Source organism: Streptomyces sp. NPDC001858 (assembly GCF_053594615.1).
This window is the reverse complement of sequence record NZ_JBSFEV010000066.1, coordinates 1-15,484: the sequence shown is the minus strand read 5'-3', so window position 1 is coordinate 15,484 and position 15,484 is coordinate 1. Positions and strand designations below refer to the sequence as shown.

13 protein-coding genes are annotated in these 15,484 nt (G+C 69.0%); 10 read left to right on the top strand and 3 right to left on the bottom strand.

Going from position 1 to position 15,484, the window contains the following annotated elements; translation table 11 throughout:
• Positions 1–5 precede the first annotated feature (5 nt).
• Positions 6–797, bottom strand: a complete 792-nt coding sequence (locus tag ACWCPF_RS43170) for a TetR/AcrR family transcriptional regulator (RefSeq protein ID WP_451050627.1) — start codon at positions 795–797, stop codon at positions 6–8.
• Between the two features lie 534 nt (positions 798–1,331).
• Here ACWCPF_RS43170 and ACWCPF_RS43165 point away from each other — a divergent pair.
• From ACWCPF_RS43165 to ACWCPF_RS43130, 8 genes are all read left to right on the top strand, one after another.
• The gene (locus ACWCPF_RS43165; protein ID WP_451050626.1) at positions 1,332–2,522 is read left to right on the top strand and encodes a thiolase family protein; all 1,191 of its coding nucleotides are present in this window, start codon (positions 1,332–1,334) and stop codon (positions 2,520–2,522) included.
• Between the two features lie 39 nt (positions 2,523–2,561).
• Positions 2,562–4,061 carry a CoA-acylating methylmalonate-semialdehyde dehydrogenase gene (locus tag ACWCPF_RS43160; protein WP_451050625.1) on the top strand — a complete coding sequence of 500 codons (1,500 nt, stop codon included), beginning with the start codon at positions 2,562–2,564 and terminating at the stop codon, positions 4,059–4,061.
• Positions 4,062–4,139: 78 nt separating this feature from the next.
• The gene (locus tag ACWCPF_RS43155) at positions 4,140–5,192 is read left to right on the top strand and encodes an enoyl-CoA hydratase/isomerase family protein (protein WP_451050624.1); all 1,053 of its coding nucleotides are present in this window, start codon (positions 4,140–4,142) and stop codon (positions 5,190–5,192) included.
• The gene (mmsB, locus tag ACWCPF_RS43150) at positions 5,192–6,079 is read left to right on the top strand and encodes a 3-hydroxyisobutyrate dehydrogenase (protein ID WP_451050623.1); all 888 of its coding nucleotides are present in this window, start codon (positions 5,192–5,194) and stop codon (positions 6,077–6,079) included. The genes ACWCPF_RS43155 and mmsB overlap by 1 nt, the downstream gene beginning before the upstream one ends.
• Positions 6,080–6,263: 184 nt before the next feature.
• Positions 6,264–6,539 (top strand): hypothetical protein, encoded by a 276-nt coding sequence (locus ACWCPF_RS43145; protein ID WP_451050622.1) that lies wholly within the window; start codon positions 6,264–6,266, stop codon positions 6,537–6,539.
• 423 nt (positions 6,540–6,962) lie between these two features.
• A complete protein-coding gene (locus ACWCPF_RS43140; protein WP_451050621.1) occupies positions 6,963–8,597 on the top strand; it encodes a hydantoinase B/oxoprolinase family protein in 1,635 nt (544 codons plus the stop codon).
• Positions 8,598–8,665: 68 nt separating this feature from the next.
• Complete coding sequence (locus tag ACWCPF_RS43135) at positions 8,666–9,526, top strand: NADP-dependent oxidoreductase (RefSeq protein ID WP_451050620.1); 861 nt, start codon at positions 8,666–8,668, stop codon at positions 9,524–9,526.
• A 122-nt stretch (positions 9,527–9,648) separates the two neighbouring features.
• Entirely contained in the window at positions 9,649–11,715 is a 2,067-nt protein-coding gene (locus ACWCPF_RS43130; protein ID WP_451050619.1) for a hydantoinase/oxoprolinase family protein, read from the top strand.
• 325 nt (positions 11,716–12,040) lie between these two features.
• On the opposite strand, the gene ACWCPF_RS43125 is transcribed toward ACWCPF_RS43130, so the two are convergent.
• Together ACWCPF_RS43125 and ACWCPF_RS43120 are read right to left on the bottom strand one after the other, a co-directional pair.
• Positions 12,041–12,394 (bottom strand): hypothetical protein, encoded by a 354-nt coding sequence (locus ACWCPF_RS43125; protein ID WP_451050618.1) that lies wholly within the window; start codon positions 12,392–12,394, stop codon positions 12,041–12,043.
• Between the two features lie 462 nt (positions 12,395–12,856).
• On the bottom strand, positions 12,857–13,084 hold the full coding sequence (locus ACWCPF_RS43120) for a hypothetical protein (RefSeq protein ID WP_451050617.1): 228 nt from the start codon (positions 13,082–13,084) through the stop codon (positions 12,857–12,859).
• A 466-nt stretch (positions 13,085–13,550) separates the two neighbouring features.
• On the opposite strand from ACWCPF_RS43120, the gene ACWCPF_RS43115 reads away from it, so the two are divergent.
• Together ACWCPF_RS43115 and ACWCPF_RS43110 are read left to right on the top strand one after the other, a co-directional pair.
• Positions 13,551–13,781: a hypothetical protein gene (locus ACWCPF_RS43115; RefSeq protein WP_451050616.1), complete on the top strand. Its 231-nt coding sequence runs from the start codon at positions 13,551–13,553 to the stop codon at positions 13,779–13,781.
• 749 nt (positions 13,782–14,530) lie between these two features.
• On the top strand, positions 14,531–15,280 hold the full coding sequence (locus ACWCPF_RS43110) for an SDR family oxidoreductase (RefSeq protein WP_451050615.1): 750 nt from the start codon (positions 14,531–14,533) through the stop codon (positions 15,278–15,280).
• Positions 15,281–15,484 lie beyond the last annotated feature (204 nt).

Here is a 15,484-nt window from a genome sequence, read left to right as displayed (position 1 = left end):
CGAGTTCACGACTCTTTCTCGGTGCCCGTGGACTGGTTCTGCTGGTCGAGCGCCCGCTCCAGGTAGTCCAGGTCGGCACGCAGCTGAGCGATGGCCCCTTGGGGGCCGGTCGCGCCGAGGGCCTGGCCATCGGGTCGGCGGACCATGGTCACCGCGAGATCGGCGATCAGATCCGCCACCTCGGCGGGGCTCTTCTCCCCGAGCGAATGCTGCCACCATGCGATCCAGTTGCACATACCGATCACCGCGAGGGCGGTCGTGCGCGGATCCACCGGGCGGAACTGGCCCGTACCCATGCCCTCCTCGATGAGGTGGATCAGCTCGCGCAGCGCGGCACGTTGCGCGGCCTGGTGGGAGCGGGCGAGATCGGGCGACAGATCCGCTTCCGACCTGAGCAGCAGCTGGAAGCGGTGGGGATCGGTGGCGCGGCGCAGAGCCATCGCCTTGGCCACACCACGCAGCCGCACCGCAGCATCGGCGTTCGGATCCTTCGCGAGCCGCTTGATCTCGACGGCGGGGGCCTCGGTGGTCTCCGCCACCAGCCGAGCCAACAGCTCGTCCTTGCTCTTGACGTAGTAGTAGAGGGCGGGGCGCGTCATGCCCATCGCGTCGGCGATGTCCTGGAGGTTCGTGCCCGCGAACCCGCGCTCCGCGAAGAGGCGTGCCGCCTCGGCAAAGATCTGATCCTCGACCAACCCGCGACGAGACGTTCCGCGAGACGGCGACTTCTCCGTGCCGTCGGCGGCCGCGGCCCGGCGAGGCCTCGTGGTCTTCGCCTTCTGAGCTTCATCTGGCATGGTCAAATTCTAACGCGCGCGTAGAACCCGGCGCTGCGGTCCCCGCCTTTGCGCAGCGGTGGCCGGGCGCGCGTTGCCGCGAACCGGCTTCGTCGTCGACGAAGAATTATTGACGGTTGTGACGATTCTCGGGTATAGAGAGTGTCATGGCGACTCGGCGTGTGGGTGTGATCGGTTGCGGCGCAGGTGAGTTCTTCACGCCGGTCGGCACCTCGGTCGATGTGTTCACCGCGCACACTCACCCGTACACCGCCGACCGGCCCGCGATCGTGATCGAGACCGCCGTAGTGACGACCGGCGGGGTGGAACCCGGTGCATTCGACGCCCACAGTTCCGGTTCCGCGTGCCGCGGTGCCGGCCGATGCCCATCAGCCACTGGGGCCCGCGCATGAGCAGCCTCAGGTCGCCGTCGCGCGGCGATACCGCACGTCCAGGACATGACCGCCGCGCTCGTCGCCGGCCGCATCGACATGGCCTGTGCTGGTCGATCGCCGACTGCCGGCTGCCGAGCAGAGCGGAGAGGGAGGAGCTTCGATGAGGAAGCCAGTAGGGCGAGACGTCGTTGTCGTCGGTGCCGTTCGCACCGCGATCGGACGCGGTCATCCCGAGAAGGGCTGGTTGCGGGATGTCCATCCCGCGACATTGCTGGGCCGCTCCTTCTCCGCGGTGCTCGAACGCTCCGGCGTGGCTCCGGCCGAGGTCGACGACGTCATCGCCGGATGCGTGCAGCAGATCGGCGAGCAGGGCTGCAACATCGCGCGCAACGCGTGGTTGCAGGAAGGCCTGCCCGTCGAGGTGCCGGCGACGACCGTCGACCGACAGTGCGGGTCCGGGCAGCAGGCGGTCAACTTCGCGACCGCCATGATCGCCTCCGGGGCGCAGGACGTCATCGTGGCGGGCGGCGTCGAGCACATGGGCCATCTGCCCTTCGCCGCCGGGGTCCGGGTCCAGGAGGAATTCGGGCGAGCCATCACCCCGGACGTGCAGGAACGGTACGGACTCGTACAGGACCAGACGCTGGTCGGGCAGGGCATCGCCGCGGAGATGATCGCCGAGCGGTGGGACCTGTCCCGCCCCGAGCTCGACGAGTTGGCGGTACGGTCGCACCGGCTCGCGCACCTCGCCACCCGGTCCGGCGCGTTCCGGCGGGAAATCGTCGACATCGGGATCGGCTCCCAGGCCCACGACGTCGACCAGGGCATCCGCCCGGACACCAACCTCACGACCCTCGCCGGACTGCGCCCGGTCTTCCGCGCCGACGGCCGTACGACCGCGGCGACCTCGTCCCAAGTGGCCGACGGGGCGTCGGCGGTCCTGCTCATGAGTGCGGAGAAAGCCGCCGAGCTCGGTGTCCGCCCCAGGGCGCGCATCGTCGACCAGGCCGTCGTCGGCGTAGATCCGCAGATCATGCTGACCGGTCCGATCCCCGCCACCCACAAGATCCTGGACCGCAACGGGCTGACCGTCGACGACGTCGACACGATCGAGATCAACGAGGCGTTCGCCTCGGTCGTGGGGGCGTGGCTACGCGAGCTCAAGCCCGACCTGGACCGCGTGAATCCGCGGGGCGGCGCGATGGCCCTCGGCCACCCGCTGGGCGCCACCGGCGCCCGGCTCATCACCACCCTGCTCCACCAACTCGAGGACACCGACCGTGAAATCGGGCTCGTCACCATGTGCTGCGGCGGTGGGCTCGGTACCGCGACGCTCCTCCAGCGACTCTGACCAAGGCGTTCGCGCGCCGGGAAACCGAAGGTGAAATCGATGAAGCGTGAGTTGCACCATTTCGTTGCGGGCAAGAGCATGCCCGGACAGTCGGGCCGGTTCGCCGAGGTCTTCGACCCGAACACCGGGGCGGTACAGGCCCATGTGCCGCTGGCGTCGAAGGCCGAGGTCGAGGCGGTCATCGCCGACGCGGCAAAGGCGCAGGCCGAGTGGGCGCGGTGGAATCCGCAGCGGCGGGCGAGGGTGCTGATGCGGTTTCTCGAGCTGATCCGCGCCGAGCAGGACGACCTGGCGAAGCTGTTGTCCTCGGAACACGGCAAGACCATCGCCGACGCCCACGGGGACATTCAACGGGGGCTGGAGGTGGTCGAGTTCGCGATCGGCGTCCCGCACCTGCTCAAGGGGGAGTACTCCGACAGCGCCGGCACCGGGATCGACGTCTACTCGATGCGACAGCCGCTGGGCGTGGTCGCGGGCATCACCCCGTTCAACTTCCCCGCGATGATCCCGCTGTGGAAGGCCGCACCGGCGATCGCCTGCGGAAACGCCTTCATTCTCAAGCCCTCGGAGCGTGACCCGTCGGTGCCGCTGCGGCTCGCGGAGATCTTCGTCGAGGCCGGGCTTCCGCCGGGGGTGTTCAACGTGGTCAACGGCGACAAGGAAGCGGTGGACGTGCTGCTGACGGACCCCCGCGTGGAGGCGCTCGGGTTCGTCGGCTCGTCGGCGATCGCCGAGTACGTCTACGCCACGGCCGCCGCGCACGGCAAGCGGGCCCAGTGTTTCGGCGGCGCCAAGAACCACATGATCGTGATGCCCGACGCCGACCTCGACCAGGCCGCCGACGCACTCGTCGGCGCCGCCTACGGCTCGGCGGGGGAGCGTTGCATGGCCACTTCGGTGGCCGTCCCGGTCGGGCAGGCCACCGCCGACGCGCTGGTCGACAAGCTCGCCGAGAGGGTGCGTGCACTGAAGGTGGGGGCGTCGCACGACCCGAGCGCGGACTTCGGTCCGCTGATCACGGCCGACGCGGCACATCGGGTCCGTGAATACATCGAGTCCGGCCTCAGCGAGGGTGCGCACCTCGTCGTCGACGGCCGCGATCTCACCGTGCCCGGACACGAGGGCGGGTTCTTCCTCGGCGGCTGCCTGTTCGACCATGTCACCCCGCAGATGCGGATCTACCGGGAGGAGATCTTCGGCCCGGTGCTGTCGATCGTGCGCGCCGACGACTACGAGCAGGCGTTGCGGCTGCCCAGCGAGCACGAGTACGGCAACGGCGTCGCGATCTTCACCCGCGACGGCGATACCGCCCGCGACTTCACCCAACGCGTCAACACCGGCATGGTCGGGGTGAACGTCCCCATTCCGGTGCCGATCGCCTACCACACCTTCGGCGGCTGGAAGCGCTCCGGGTTCGGCGACCTCAACCAGCACGGCCCGGACTCGATCCGCTTCTACACCAAAACCAAGACCGTCACCTCCCGCTGGCCCAGCGGCATCAAGGAAGGCGCCAGCTTCGTCATCCCCACCATGAGCTGAGCGGACCCACCAGCTCCCGGAAGGAGCCAACGACATCATGTGCGAAATCGTCTCCCACGGCCGGCTCGGAGCCGCCCGGTGAACCCCACGGAAGCAGAGGTGCTGCTCCGCGTCGAACACGGCCTGGGCCGCATCACCCTCCACCGTCCAAGGGCGATCAACGCCCTCACGCACGCCATGGTCCGTACGATCCAGACCGCGCTGACCACCTGGGAGACCGACGACCGGGTGCGCGCCGTGGTTCTCGACGGCGCGGGGGAGCGTGGCCTGTGCGCGGGGGGCGACATCCGCTCCATCTACCACGACGCGCGCACCGGCGGCACCGCGTCACTGGCGTTCTGGGCCGATGAGTACCGGCTCAACGCCCACATCGCGCGCTACCCCAAGCCGTACGTGGCGCTGATGGACGGGCTGGTCATGGGGGGTGGCGTCGGCCTGTCCGCACACGGCTCGCTCCGGGTCGTGACCGAACGCTCCAGCATCGGCATGCCCGAAGTCGGTATCGGCTTCGTCCCCGACGTCGGCGGCACCTACCTGCTCTCCCGCGCCCCCGGTCTGCTCGGCGTCCATGCCGCGCTCACGGCTGCCCAGCTCTCCGGCCCCGACGCCATTCACTGCGGACTGGCCGACCACTACGTGCCGAGCACCCGGCTGACCGATCTGTTGCGGGCGCTGGAGACCATGACACCGGCCGAGGCTGTGACCTCGGTCGCCGAGACGCCCCCGGAGAGCACACTCGCCGCTCGGTCGGGCTGGATCGATTCGTGCTACGCCGCCGACACCGTCGAGGGAATCCTCGACCGGCTGCACGCTCACGGCTCCGAGCCGAGCGCGGCAGGGAAGGAGATCGAGGCGAAATCGCCGACCGCCCTCAAGGTCACGCTGCGCGCCCTGCGATCGGCGGCCGGTCTTCCCACGCTGGAGGCCGCGCTCGACCAGGAGTACCGCATCGCCAGTGGCTGTCTGCGCGCCCCGGACCTGGTCGAGGGCGTCCGCGCGCAGATCATCGACAAGGACCGAAATCCCCGCTGGTCACCCGGCACGCTCGCGGAGGTCGGCCCCGAACTCGTCGACCGCTTCTTCAGCACCCCGGACAACGGCGATCTCGGCCTGGCAGGAGGGCAGCAGTGATGGGCACGAAGACAGCGTTCCTCGGACTGGGCAACATGGGCGGCCCCATGGCGGCCAACCTCGTCAAGGCCGGACACACCGTGGTCGGATTCGACCTGATGCCCGAGGCACTCGCCCGCGCCGAGGCAAGCGGGGTGACCACGGCGCGCTCGGCGACCGATGCCGTCAGCGACGCCGAGGTCGTCATCACCATGCTGCCCAGCAGCCGGCACGTCCTCGACTGCTACCGCGAGATCGTCCCGGCCGCACCAGCCGGTTCGTTGTTCCTCGACTGCTCCACCATCGACGTCGCCGCCGCCCGCGAAGCCGCCCAGCTGGCCATCGACGCGGGCCACCCCGCGATCGACGCTCCCGTGTCCGGCGGCGTCGGCGGCGCCGAGGCAGGCACCCTGACGTTCATGGTCGGAGGCAGTGACGACTCCGTCTCCACCGCCGAACAACTGCTCGCGGTCATGGGAAAGCGAACCGTCCACTGTGGCGGGTCAGGAGCCGGGCAGGCGGCCAAGATCTGCAACAACATGGTCCTCGGCATCTCGATGATCGCGGTCAGTGAGGCGTTCGTCCTGGGCCGGGAGCTGGGCCTGACGGACCAGGCGCTCTTCGACGTCGCCTCCACCGCATCCGGGCAGTGCTGGGCCCTGACCGCCAACTGCCCCGTCCCGGGTCCCGTGCCGGCCAGCCCGGCCAACCGCGACTACGCCGACGGCTTCGCCAGCGGGCTGATGCTCAAGGACCTCCGACTCGCCCAGGCCGCCGCCGCTGAAGAAGGCGTCGACGCGGTCCTCGGTCGCACCGCCGCGGACCTCTACACCCGCTTCGTCGAGCACGACGGCCCCCATCGGGACTTCTCCGCGATCATCACCGCCATCACCTCCGAAAAGTCGTGATCACGGTGGAGGGGCACGAGCCCCTCCACCGCCGACGGTCGGCCTCGCCCGATGTTTGACTAATGTGTTTAACTTTCGTTAATATTGTCAAACATCCCGGAGTGGACTCTCTTCCGGAGGGCGGTCGAGGTCGACGCCGTCGCTCCTTGCTCCCCGTGGACGCGGGGTTCTTCAGATCGAAACGGTGCATCGCGCCGCCTGCGCCGAGCGCGATGCGGAGCCCGTCGGCGTGGCGCACGTTTCGCAGATCTGCGTTGTCACTCTCCCCGAGGAGTCTCGAATTACCGAGTCGCAATCCCCGAAGGGCATAGCCAGGCACTGCTACGACAGCTACAACCAGCAGGACATCGACGCCGGCTTCCAGGTCGCCGAGGGCGACAAGGTGGCGACGCGCTGGATGGTGAAAGGCGCTCAGCGATCGGAATTCCTCGGTCAGCAGTTGGCCGGACCCCAGAGCTGATCCGTTCATTCGCAGGTGGGGGAAGGACGGTCCAGCGCGCTGGTCCGGGTTCTTCACGAGATCTTCGAGTCGGCGCCGATGCGGGCGGTCGGGGCGCGCGTGATGGGCCTCGGCCGAGGCGATGTCACGTCCGACGAGGCGCTCGACGGGTGGATCAGGGCCCGTCTCTCGCCCTTCGGTCCCGGCCATGCGACCTGCGGGACCAGCGCCGGCGCCGTCATGGCAGGGCGGCGCATCTCGGAGCTGTTCGACGGCCCGGTCGCGGAACCCCGGAGTCGCCGGAAGGTCCACTCCGCAAGCGAATGAGGTACCCGCCCGAGTCGATTCCGGCTGCGGCGCACCGTCGCCGCCTCGGGTATTGACACTAACGTAGAAAACTGGTCGCATGTGTCTACAATCATTTTCCGGTCGGAAGGAGCCGTGATGGGGCGTTCGACGAGGCACGCCGAGTCCGACTACGACGTGCTCGAGCTGGAGTTCTTCCGCTACGCGGTCGAATCGGTCATCGAAGAGCTCGAGATCAGCATCACCAGAACCGCCTACAACGTGCTCGTGTACGAGTACAAGGACTACTGCGTCGGTCTGGTCACCAAGGACTTCCGGCTGCTGAGCCAGTCCCGGCACAACCTGCCGATCTTCCTCGCGGACCTCGGCGTGCCCGTCCGGGACGCGGTGGAGGTCATCGGCGAGGACCGCATCGAACCCGGCGACGTCTTCCTCACCAACTACACGCCGGTGCAGGGGCAGCATCTCAACAACATGATCGCGGCCACTCCCGTGTACACCGGAGGGGAGATCGTCGGGTACCTCGCCGTCCGGATGCACTGGTCCGACGTGGGCGGCCAGAACCCCACGTCGCTGAGCTGGGGGGCGACGAGCGTCCTCCAGGAGGGCGTGCAGTACCGCGGAACGAAGATCATGAGCCGCGGCCAGATCGTTCCGGAAGCACTGGCCACCATCCAGGCGAACTCGTGGTCGCCGGCGGTCGTGACCGGCGACCTGATGGCCCAGATCGGAGCGCTTCAGCTCGGCGCCCAGCGTTGGCAGGAGCGGGTGGCCAGCCGCTGGGACGCCGCGACGACGGAACACATGGTCGAGCAGCAGTTCGCGACCAGCGCCCGGCTGAGCCGTTCGAAGGTGGCCGAGATACCGGACGGCGAGTACACGGCCGGCATCGACATGGACGACTCGGGTGCTCCCGGCACCGAGCCCCTGAAGCTCAAGGTCGTCATCAGGGTGACCGGCGAGCGGATGGTCGTGGACCTGTCCGACCTGCCGCCCCAGGTCGCGCGCCCGGTCAACGCCGGTGCGACCGGCGGCGCGCTCAGTTCCATGCGGGTGGGCTTCAAGTCGCTGCTGGCGCCCGAACGCCCGGCAGACGAGGGGCTGTTCGAGCCGCTCGAAGTCATCATCCCGCCGGGGACCGTGCTGAGCGCGGTCGGAACCGCTCCGATGAGCTGGTACAACACCACTCTGCCCACCATGATCGATCTGTTCCTGCGGGCGATCGGGGAGAAGCTTCCCGACCGGATTCCGGCCGGACACCACGGCGCGTTCTGGGGCATCACCCTGGCCGGCCAGTACGACAACGGCGAATACTGGACGTATCTCGTCGGAGCGAACGGCGGATTCGGCGCGTCCGCCGAGAACGACGGATTCGGTCCCCTGCGCACGCTCATGCACGGGGACAATCCCGACGTCCCGATGGAGATGGTCGAGGCTCAGTATCCCGTGCGGTTCCATGGCCACCGGATTCTCCGCGAGGCCGGCGGCGCCGGACTGCACCGAGGCGGTGCGGGGCTGGAACGAGTCGTCGAGGTCCTCCAGGAATCGCAGCTGAGCACCTACATCGACCGCACCGTGAATCCTGCCTGGGGGCTGGCCGGCGGCGAGCCGGGACAACCGGCCAGCATTCATGTCCAGCTGCCGGGAAGCGAGGACAGGCAGCCCTACGGCAAGACCTCTCCGACGCCGGTGCCGGCCGGCACCATGCTGTATCTCCGGGGCGGCGGCGGAGGCGGCTGGGGCCAGGCTCCGGTGAGCGGAGCGCAGTCATGAAAGGCATCTCCCACTCCGAGTTCGGACCACCCGAGGTCCTCTCCTACGGCGAGTTGCCGGATCCGGTCGTGCACTTCGACGAAGCGCTGGTCCGCGTTCACGCGGTCGGTGTCAATCACCTCGAGGCCGGGATGCGCGCGGGCTATCTGACCCCGTTCTTCAACCACTTCCTGCCGATCATTCCCGGCTTTGACTTCGCGGGCGAGATCGTGAGCGCCGGGTACACCCTGGAGGAATATCAGCCGGGTGACCGCGTTCTGGGCGCCGTGCTCAAGGACTACGTCAAGAACGGCACCTATGCCGAACTGGTGGCCGTTCCCGGCCGGCTGCTCGCCCGTGTACCGGAGGGCCTGGGCCTCATCGAGGCCGCGGCCCTGCCGACCGCCGGCCTCGCTGCCTGGCAGGCCCTGCGTCCGCTCGTCGGCGAGGGAGACACGGTCTTCATCAACTCGGCGTCCGGCGGCGTGGGTCATATCGCGGTCCAGCTCGCCCGTCATTTCGGCGCTTCGACGGTGGTCGGCGCGTGCTCGCCGGGCAATCACGCATTCGTCCGCTCTCTGGGCGGGATTCCGACCGAGTACGGACCGGGCATCGAGAGCCGGGTCGCCGAACTGGTCGGCGGGGACGGGCGCGTCGACGTCGTCCTCGACCTCGTGGGCGACGAGACGCTGGACGCGTCCTTCGCGATCGTGCGGAAACCGGACCACGTCGTGTGCCTGAACCCGTCGGCCGTGGAGCAACGGGGCGGGCATTTCAAGGGGGCGCGCCCGAACCGGAACGATCTGGAGCAGCTGGCGCGCCTCGCCTCCACAGGTGACCTGCATGTGGAGATCAGCAAGACCATTCCGCTCGAACTTGCCGCAGACGCACATCACTTGATCCAGGACCGACATGTCCGGGGCAAGCTGGTGCTGTCCGTCAAGCCGTGAGCACAGATCGTCGAGCCATACCAAAAGGGCAGGCGAATCCGGTGCCGGGCCGCCTGACGAACAACAGAGGAGCTGGAGTGCTGCCCGAAGGGACACGAAACGCAGGCGACAGGCAGGCGGCGGTGGCCGCCCGCGTGGGCGCCGACATCGGCGGTACGTTCACCGACGTCGCCGCGGTGGATGCAGACGGCCGCCTGCACATCGGCAAGCGGCTGACGACCCATGGTGCCGAAGGCGACGGGGTGCTTGCCGCACTCGCCGACACGGACACCGACCTCAGCGGGTCGGAGGCCATCCTCGCCCATGGCACCACGTTGGTCATCAACGCGCTGCTGGAACGCAAGGGCGCGCGGGTCGGACTGGTCGTCACCGAAGGGTTCGGCGACGTCATCGAAGGCGGCCGCTCCAGCAGGCCCGAGATCTTCAACCTCACCTTCCGCCGGGATCCCGTGATCGTTCCGCCGGAACTGCGGTTCGAGGTGGCCGAACGGGTCTATGCCTCCGGCGAGATAGCCGTACAGCCCAGCCAGGACGAGATCGACGGCCTCGCCGACAAGCTTCTCGCGGCGGGCGTGGAAGCGGTGGCGGTCGCCTTCCTCAACTCCTATGTGCAACCGGCGAACGAACGGCTCGTCGCCGACCGGCTCAGGACACGCTTGCCCGGCATCACCGTCACCGTCTCGTCGGACATCAGCCGGCAGTGGCGTGAAGCCGAACGCTTCACCACCGCCGCGGCGAACGCCTATGTCGCGCCGGTCGCCGACCGGTACATCGAGCGGCTGCTCAACGGCCTGCAGAGCGACGGCTTCACCGGCGAGTTCGTGGTCCTGGACTCGAACGGTGGCGCCCTCGCCCTCGACTCCGCCCGCCGTTTCCCGGTGAAGGTCGTGGAGTCCGGACCGGTCGCGGGTGTGATCGGCGCCCGCGAACTGGCGGAACAGTTCGGCATCGAGAACATGGTGACCTTCGACATGGGAGGCACCACGGCGAAGTCGTGCCTGATCGAAGGCGGACGGTACGCGTCGACAGAGCTCTACTGGATCAACGGCTACGAGCGGGGCTTCGCCCTCCAGGTCCGCAGCGTCGACGTGACCGAGGTCGGTGCGGGCGGTGGATCGATCGCGTGGTGCGACGAGTCCGGCACGATGCGGGTCGGTCCGAAGTCGGCCGGCTCCCAGCCGGGACCCGCCTGTTACGGCGGCGGCGGGACCGAACCCACCGTCACCGACGCCAACCTCTACTGCGGTCGCCTCGACCCGCGGAACTTCGTCGGTTCCCTCCAACTGGACATGGGCGCCGCCGAGGCCGCGATCGGCCGACTCGCCGATCAGACCGGCATGGATCCCCACCGGGTCGCCCTGGGGATCATCAAGCTCGCCAACCTCTCCATGGCCGCCGCAGTGCGCCGGCAGACCCTGGAACGCGGCCGTGACCCGCGCGAGTTCACCATGGTCGCGATCGGCGGGGCGGGCCCCATGCACGCATGCGAGGTGGCGCTCGAATGCGGTATCGGCCAGGTCCTCATCCCGGTCCACGCCGGACACTTCTCGGCCATCGGCATGCTGGGCGTCAATCTGCGCCTGGAGCGCAGCGAGATCCTGTCGACGAGGCTGCCCGACCTGGACACGACGTCCTTGCGCGAGGCGGTGGGCCGTATCGCGGACGAACTGGAGAAGGAGCTGTTCTTCGGCTCCGACGGCAGCCTGAGGGCCGGTGAGCTCCGAGTCGAGTGGGCACTCGCCCTGCGCTACGTCGGCCAGAGTCAGACACTCCTCGTCCGGCTCCCGGGCAAGGCGGACGGCAGCGTGCCCCAGAACGTCGCCGAACTGCTGCGCGCCGAGTTCGAACACGAGTACCGCCGCCGCTACGGCCACATCGACGAGCTGTCCGACATCGAGGCCGTCGAACTCGAAGTCACCGTCGAACGGGTGCTCCCTCGCCCCGCAATCGTCGAGAGTGACGTCTCGGGAGGCCCGCGAAGCGAGATCATGTCCTACTTCGACCTCGACAGCGGTCCGGTCACCTCACAGGTGATCGCGCGGGGTTCGCTGGCAGTGGGGGACACGTTCACGGGCCCGGTCGTGATCTATGAACAGGGCGCCACCGCGGTGATTCCTCCGGGTGCACGCGGCGTCGTTCTCGAAGGCGGCAGCATGTTGATCGACCTGCGCGACATCGCAGCCGGGTAGGAACTGCCGCATCGAAGACGCCAGATCGGCACAAGGCTACGGACAAGAGCATTGGCCGGTCGGCTGACAGCGGTCTGCCGGCTTCGATTCCGGCGGTGCCGGTCTCATCGTCACCGCCGGAAGCGGATCTGCTGCCGAAAGGCCGGCGACGGGCATGAAGTACTGCAGCGCGGAGTGGCGCCGACGGTGACTGTGGTCCCGCGCTCCGTACTGGACCGGTCCGAGCGCACGGCGCCAACATCGTGTGGCAGCAGCTTGCCAGGATGGCCCGCGCACCTTCGGACGGTGGGTGCTGGGGCACTTTTGGCGGCGGGCAGCCGGCCCTTCAAACGTCGTCACCCGAGTCCTGCACGACCTTCGGCAGGTTGTGCGAGCCGGGGCGGAGAACGGCGCTCGATGGCGGGGAACCCGCGCCGAGGGACGGCGGGCCGGTGAAGAACGAGGCCTGGTAGGTCTGCTCGGCGTGGTCGGGCAGACCCGTCAGCAGCCTGGACCGGTCGCCGAAGAGCCGGAAGAGGGTGCCCTTGCCCGCCAGGGTGCACGCGCGACCGCGTGCACGCAGACGTGCTCGACGCGTTCCTCGGCCACCAGGTGGGTTTCGGCGGCGGTCGAGGGGCGCGGTCTGCCGTGCGGCGGCACGACCCAGCAGGCTTCCGCCGACGTTCGGGGCGGCCGCCACGAGCGTCAGCCGACCCGGCTGCAGACCGCCCGTCGCAGTGTCCGGACCGGGCAGCCCGAACGTGGGGCCGCCGACCGGTTCGGGAGAGTACGGAACCGATGGCGTCGCGCAGCGTGGCGAGCCTGCGCGCAATGCTGCCGCGGTCCTGGCCGCCTCGGCTGTTCACCGCCTCTCCTGCGGCCGCCGCGCCGGGGTACGCGGCCGTATCGGATGAAAGGGCGTCGCAGGCGGAGTCGGCGGGGAGCGGTACCGCGACCGGCGTGGTGTTGTGCAGCAGCACCTGCGGTTGGCCGTGAGCCGCCGGTGTGACGAGGTCACCGAAGTCCTTGTGCGCCGTGCTCGGCACGTGGGCCGGGACGGCATCGGCCTTGCGGGCTGCCGGGAACCGGTCGAGCGGCGCCGGCAAAGCGCGCACCTTGTGCTTGGTGATCACCGTGGTGCAGCCCTCCTCTTCGGCGAGCTTCACACCCGCGGACGATCACACCCGCCGAACCGGCAGACCCAGCTCCCCGTTGCCGACTCCTGCTCCTCGGTCTCCTCGGTCCGCATCTCACCAGCACAGCGGGTGGGACAGCGGTGGACGCGGTACGCCTCCAGCGGGTACTCGATACCGCGCTCCTGGAGGGCACGGACGAGTTCGGCGAAGGAGAGGGCCGAGCCCTGTGCGTGCTGTTCGATGTTCTCGGTCATTGATCCGGTCTCTCCTCAAAGGGCGCTGGTCACGTGGTGCGTATCCGGGCGTCATGCCCAGTGCGGGCGGCCGGGCAGGAAGGTGGCGTCCAGGGACCGGACGGTGCCGGGCAGGACGCCGTCCGCCTGGTGGGCCTTCTCCGGTGAGGCCGAAGAGGCCGGCCACCGTGCCGGGGCTGGATTCCTCGGGATCGCCGCCCGGCTCGTCGACGGCGAGGCGCGACGCGTCCTTCGCACCGGTGGTCATGCGGCGCGTGCCCGAAGGGGCGCGGGCCACGTCTGAGCCCCCGATGTCCGGGCAAGGTTCGCAAAATCGAGTGCGGCTGTCCCGTCTCCCTGATCTGGTGCGACGCGGGCGTGGGACGCGTCGCGGTGTGGACAGGGCATGACGAAGGACCGCACGCGAACGCGCTGGATCCGGGCGGAAACGGCTGTCACGGGCCCGGCGTGCAACGACGCCGCCCCCATGTCCGACGCGCACGAGGTGCCCGGCACCGGGCACCGGTCCCCCTGCGGCGTTCCCGTGGCGGACGACCCGCTGGGCCTGGGGGACGGCATTGAACCGTTCACCGCCCCGCTGACGGCGGTCACCGTGCTGGCGCCCGGGGACGAGGGCCTTGCCGCCGCGCAGGTGATCGCGGACGCCGTCGACCGCCTCGCCGGTCCGGTTGCCGGATGGCACCGGGCGTCGGCCTAGGTCTGCGGGCCCCGCCCGGGAGCCCGGCATGGCTTTGCCGGCCGGGCATGCTGCTTGCCCAGGTGTCCGCGCGGCGCCGCCGGACCACGGAGACCCTGCACGGGTTCCTGCAGAATGCCGCGGCCGCGATTTTTTTGCCGCCCTCGTGGCCCGGTACCCGGAGATCACCGAACGGCACGTCACCGTCCAGGCCGTGCAGAGGGCATCCGCCGAACGGATCCTCTCCAAAAAGGCGGAACCGACCGCTCGTCGGACGGCGACGCCAAGCCGGCGGGCGTCCATGGCAGCCTGCAGCACCACCCGGGCCGGAGGCTGGGCAGTGTGGTAGCGATGCAGGAGTTCAGGTCCTTCCGTCAAATTCTTGCGCCAGGTTCCCGTCCGGGGTGCGCTCAAGAGCAGCTGCAAGCTGTTGGTCGCCAGCATCAGCCAGAGCCGGGGTTCTGGCTGCAAAGAGAAGGGGAGCCTGTTCCGGAAGCTGACCCGTCAAGCCCGTCCTGCACGGCACTGGCCGGTTCAGGGGTGATGCGCAGCCCAGGGTGCCGGTAGGCGCCGTGTCACCAGCTGCCGGCAGTGATGATCTTGCAGGCGTGGACGACGGACAGCGTCAGTCCCTGTCCATGACACGGCCGTCACTCAGGCAGAGACCGCCGATCCATGGATAAACCTTCCTCTCCCACGTCTTCGCGGGTGCTCCTACGGTCGAAGCTGCGGGCGCTCACCGGCCCGCCGCAGCGAGGAGAGAGACCCCCATGAAGATGACCGGCAACACGATCCTGATCACCGGCGGCACCTCGGGCATCGGGCTCGGCCTGGCCCTGCGTCTGCACGAGGCCGGCAACAAGGTGATCGTCGCCGGACGGCGCAAGGAGCTGCTCGACGAGATCACGGCCGAGCACGCAGGCATCGACGCGCTCGTCCTCGACGTCGCCGACCCCGACTCGATCGCCCAGGCCCGCGAAACGGTGGCGGCGAGCCACCCCGAGCTGAACATCCTGGTCAACAACGCCGGCATCATGCTGAAGGAGAACCTCCTCGACCCGGCCTCGCTCCCGATCGCCGAGGACCACGTCACGGTCAACCTGCTCGGCACGATCCGGATGACGTACGCCTTCCTGCCGCTGCTGGTCGGCAAGGCCGACGCGGCCGTCGTGAACGTCACCTCGGCGCTGGCGTTCGTCCCGCTGCCGATCACCCCGACCTACAACGCGACCAAGGCCGCGCTGCACTCCTTCTCGGAGAGCCTGCGCGTGCAGCTCGTGCAGGCCGACGCCGGCGTCCAGGTGATCGAGGTGGCCCCGCCGGGCGTGCGCACGACCCTGCTGGGCCAGCAGGACGACGAGAACTCCATGCCGCTGGACGAGTTCCTCGACGAGACCCTCGGGATCCTGCGCGACAAGCCCGACGCGAAGGAGCTCGTCGTGGAGCGTGCCAGGTTCGTGCGCGACGCGGAGGCCAACGGCTCCTACGACAACGTCCTCGCCATCCTCAGCGGCGTCTGAGGGACAGGGAGGACGATCCGGCATGCAACCCACCCCTGAAGACACCGTCGAAATAGCCCGGGTGCTCGCCCTGTGGGGCCACCTCATGGACGACCGCGAGCTGGGCCGTCTAGGACTTGTCCGGCCGATCATGGCTCTGGATAGTCGGGCATGATGCCCAGGTGAGCATCATCGTGAAGTTCTTCGTGGCGCCGGACGACACGT

Coding starts and splice junctions, on each gene's coding strand:
- ACWCPF_RS43120 (WP_451050617.1), bottom strand. CDS start 13,084: ATGACCGAGAACATCGAACAGCACGCACAGGGCTCGGCCCTCTCCTTC.
- ACWCPF_RS43140 (WP_451050621.1), top strand. CDS start 6,963: ATGGGGCGTTCGACGAGGCACGCCGAGTCCGACTACGACGTGCTCGAG.
- ACWCPF_RS43110 (WP_451050615.1), top strand. CDS start 14,531: ATGAAGATGACCGGCAACACGATCCTGATCACCGGCGGCACCTCGGGC.
- ACWCPF_RS43170 (WP_451050627.1), bottom strand. CDS start 797: ATGCCAGATGAAGCTCAGAAGGCGAAGACCACGAGGCCTCGCCGGGCC.
- ACWCPF_RS43115 (WP_451050616.1), top strand. CDS start 13,551: ATGTCCGACGCGCACGAGGTGCCCGGCACCGGGCACCGGTCCCCCTGC.
- mmsB (WP_451050623.1), top strand. CDS start 5,192: ATGGGCACGAAGACAGCGTTCCTCGGACTGGGCAACATGGGCGGCCCC.
- ACWCPF_RS43165 (WP_451050626.1), top strand. CDS start 1,332: ATGAGGAAGCCAGTAGGGCGAGACGTCGTTGTCGTCGGTGCCGTTCGC.
- ACWCPF_RS43160 (WP_451050625.1), top strand. CDS start 2,562: ATGAAGCGTGAGTTGCACCATTTCGTTGCGGGCAAGAGCATGCCCGGA.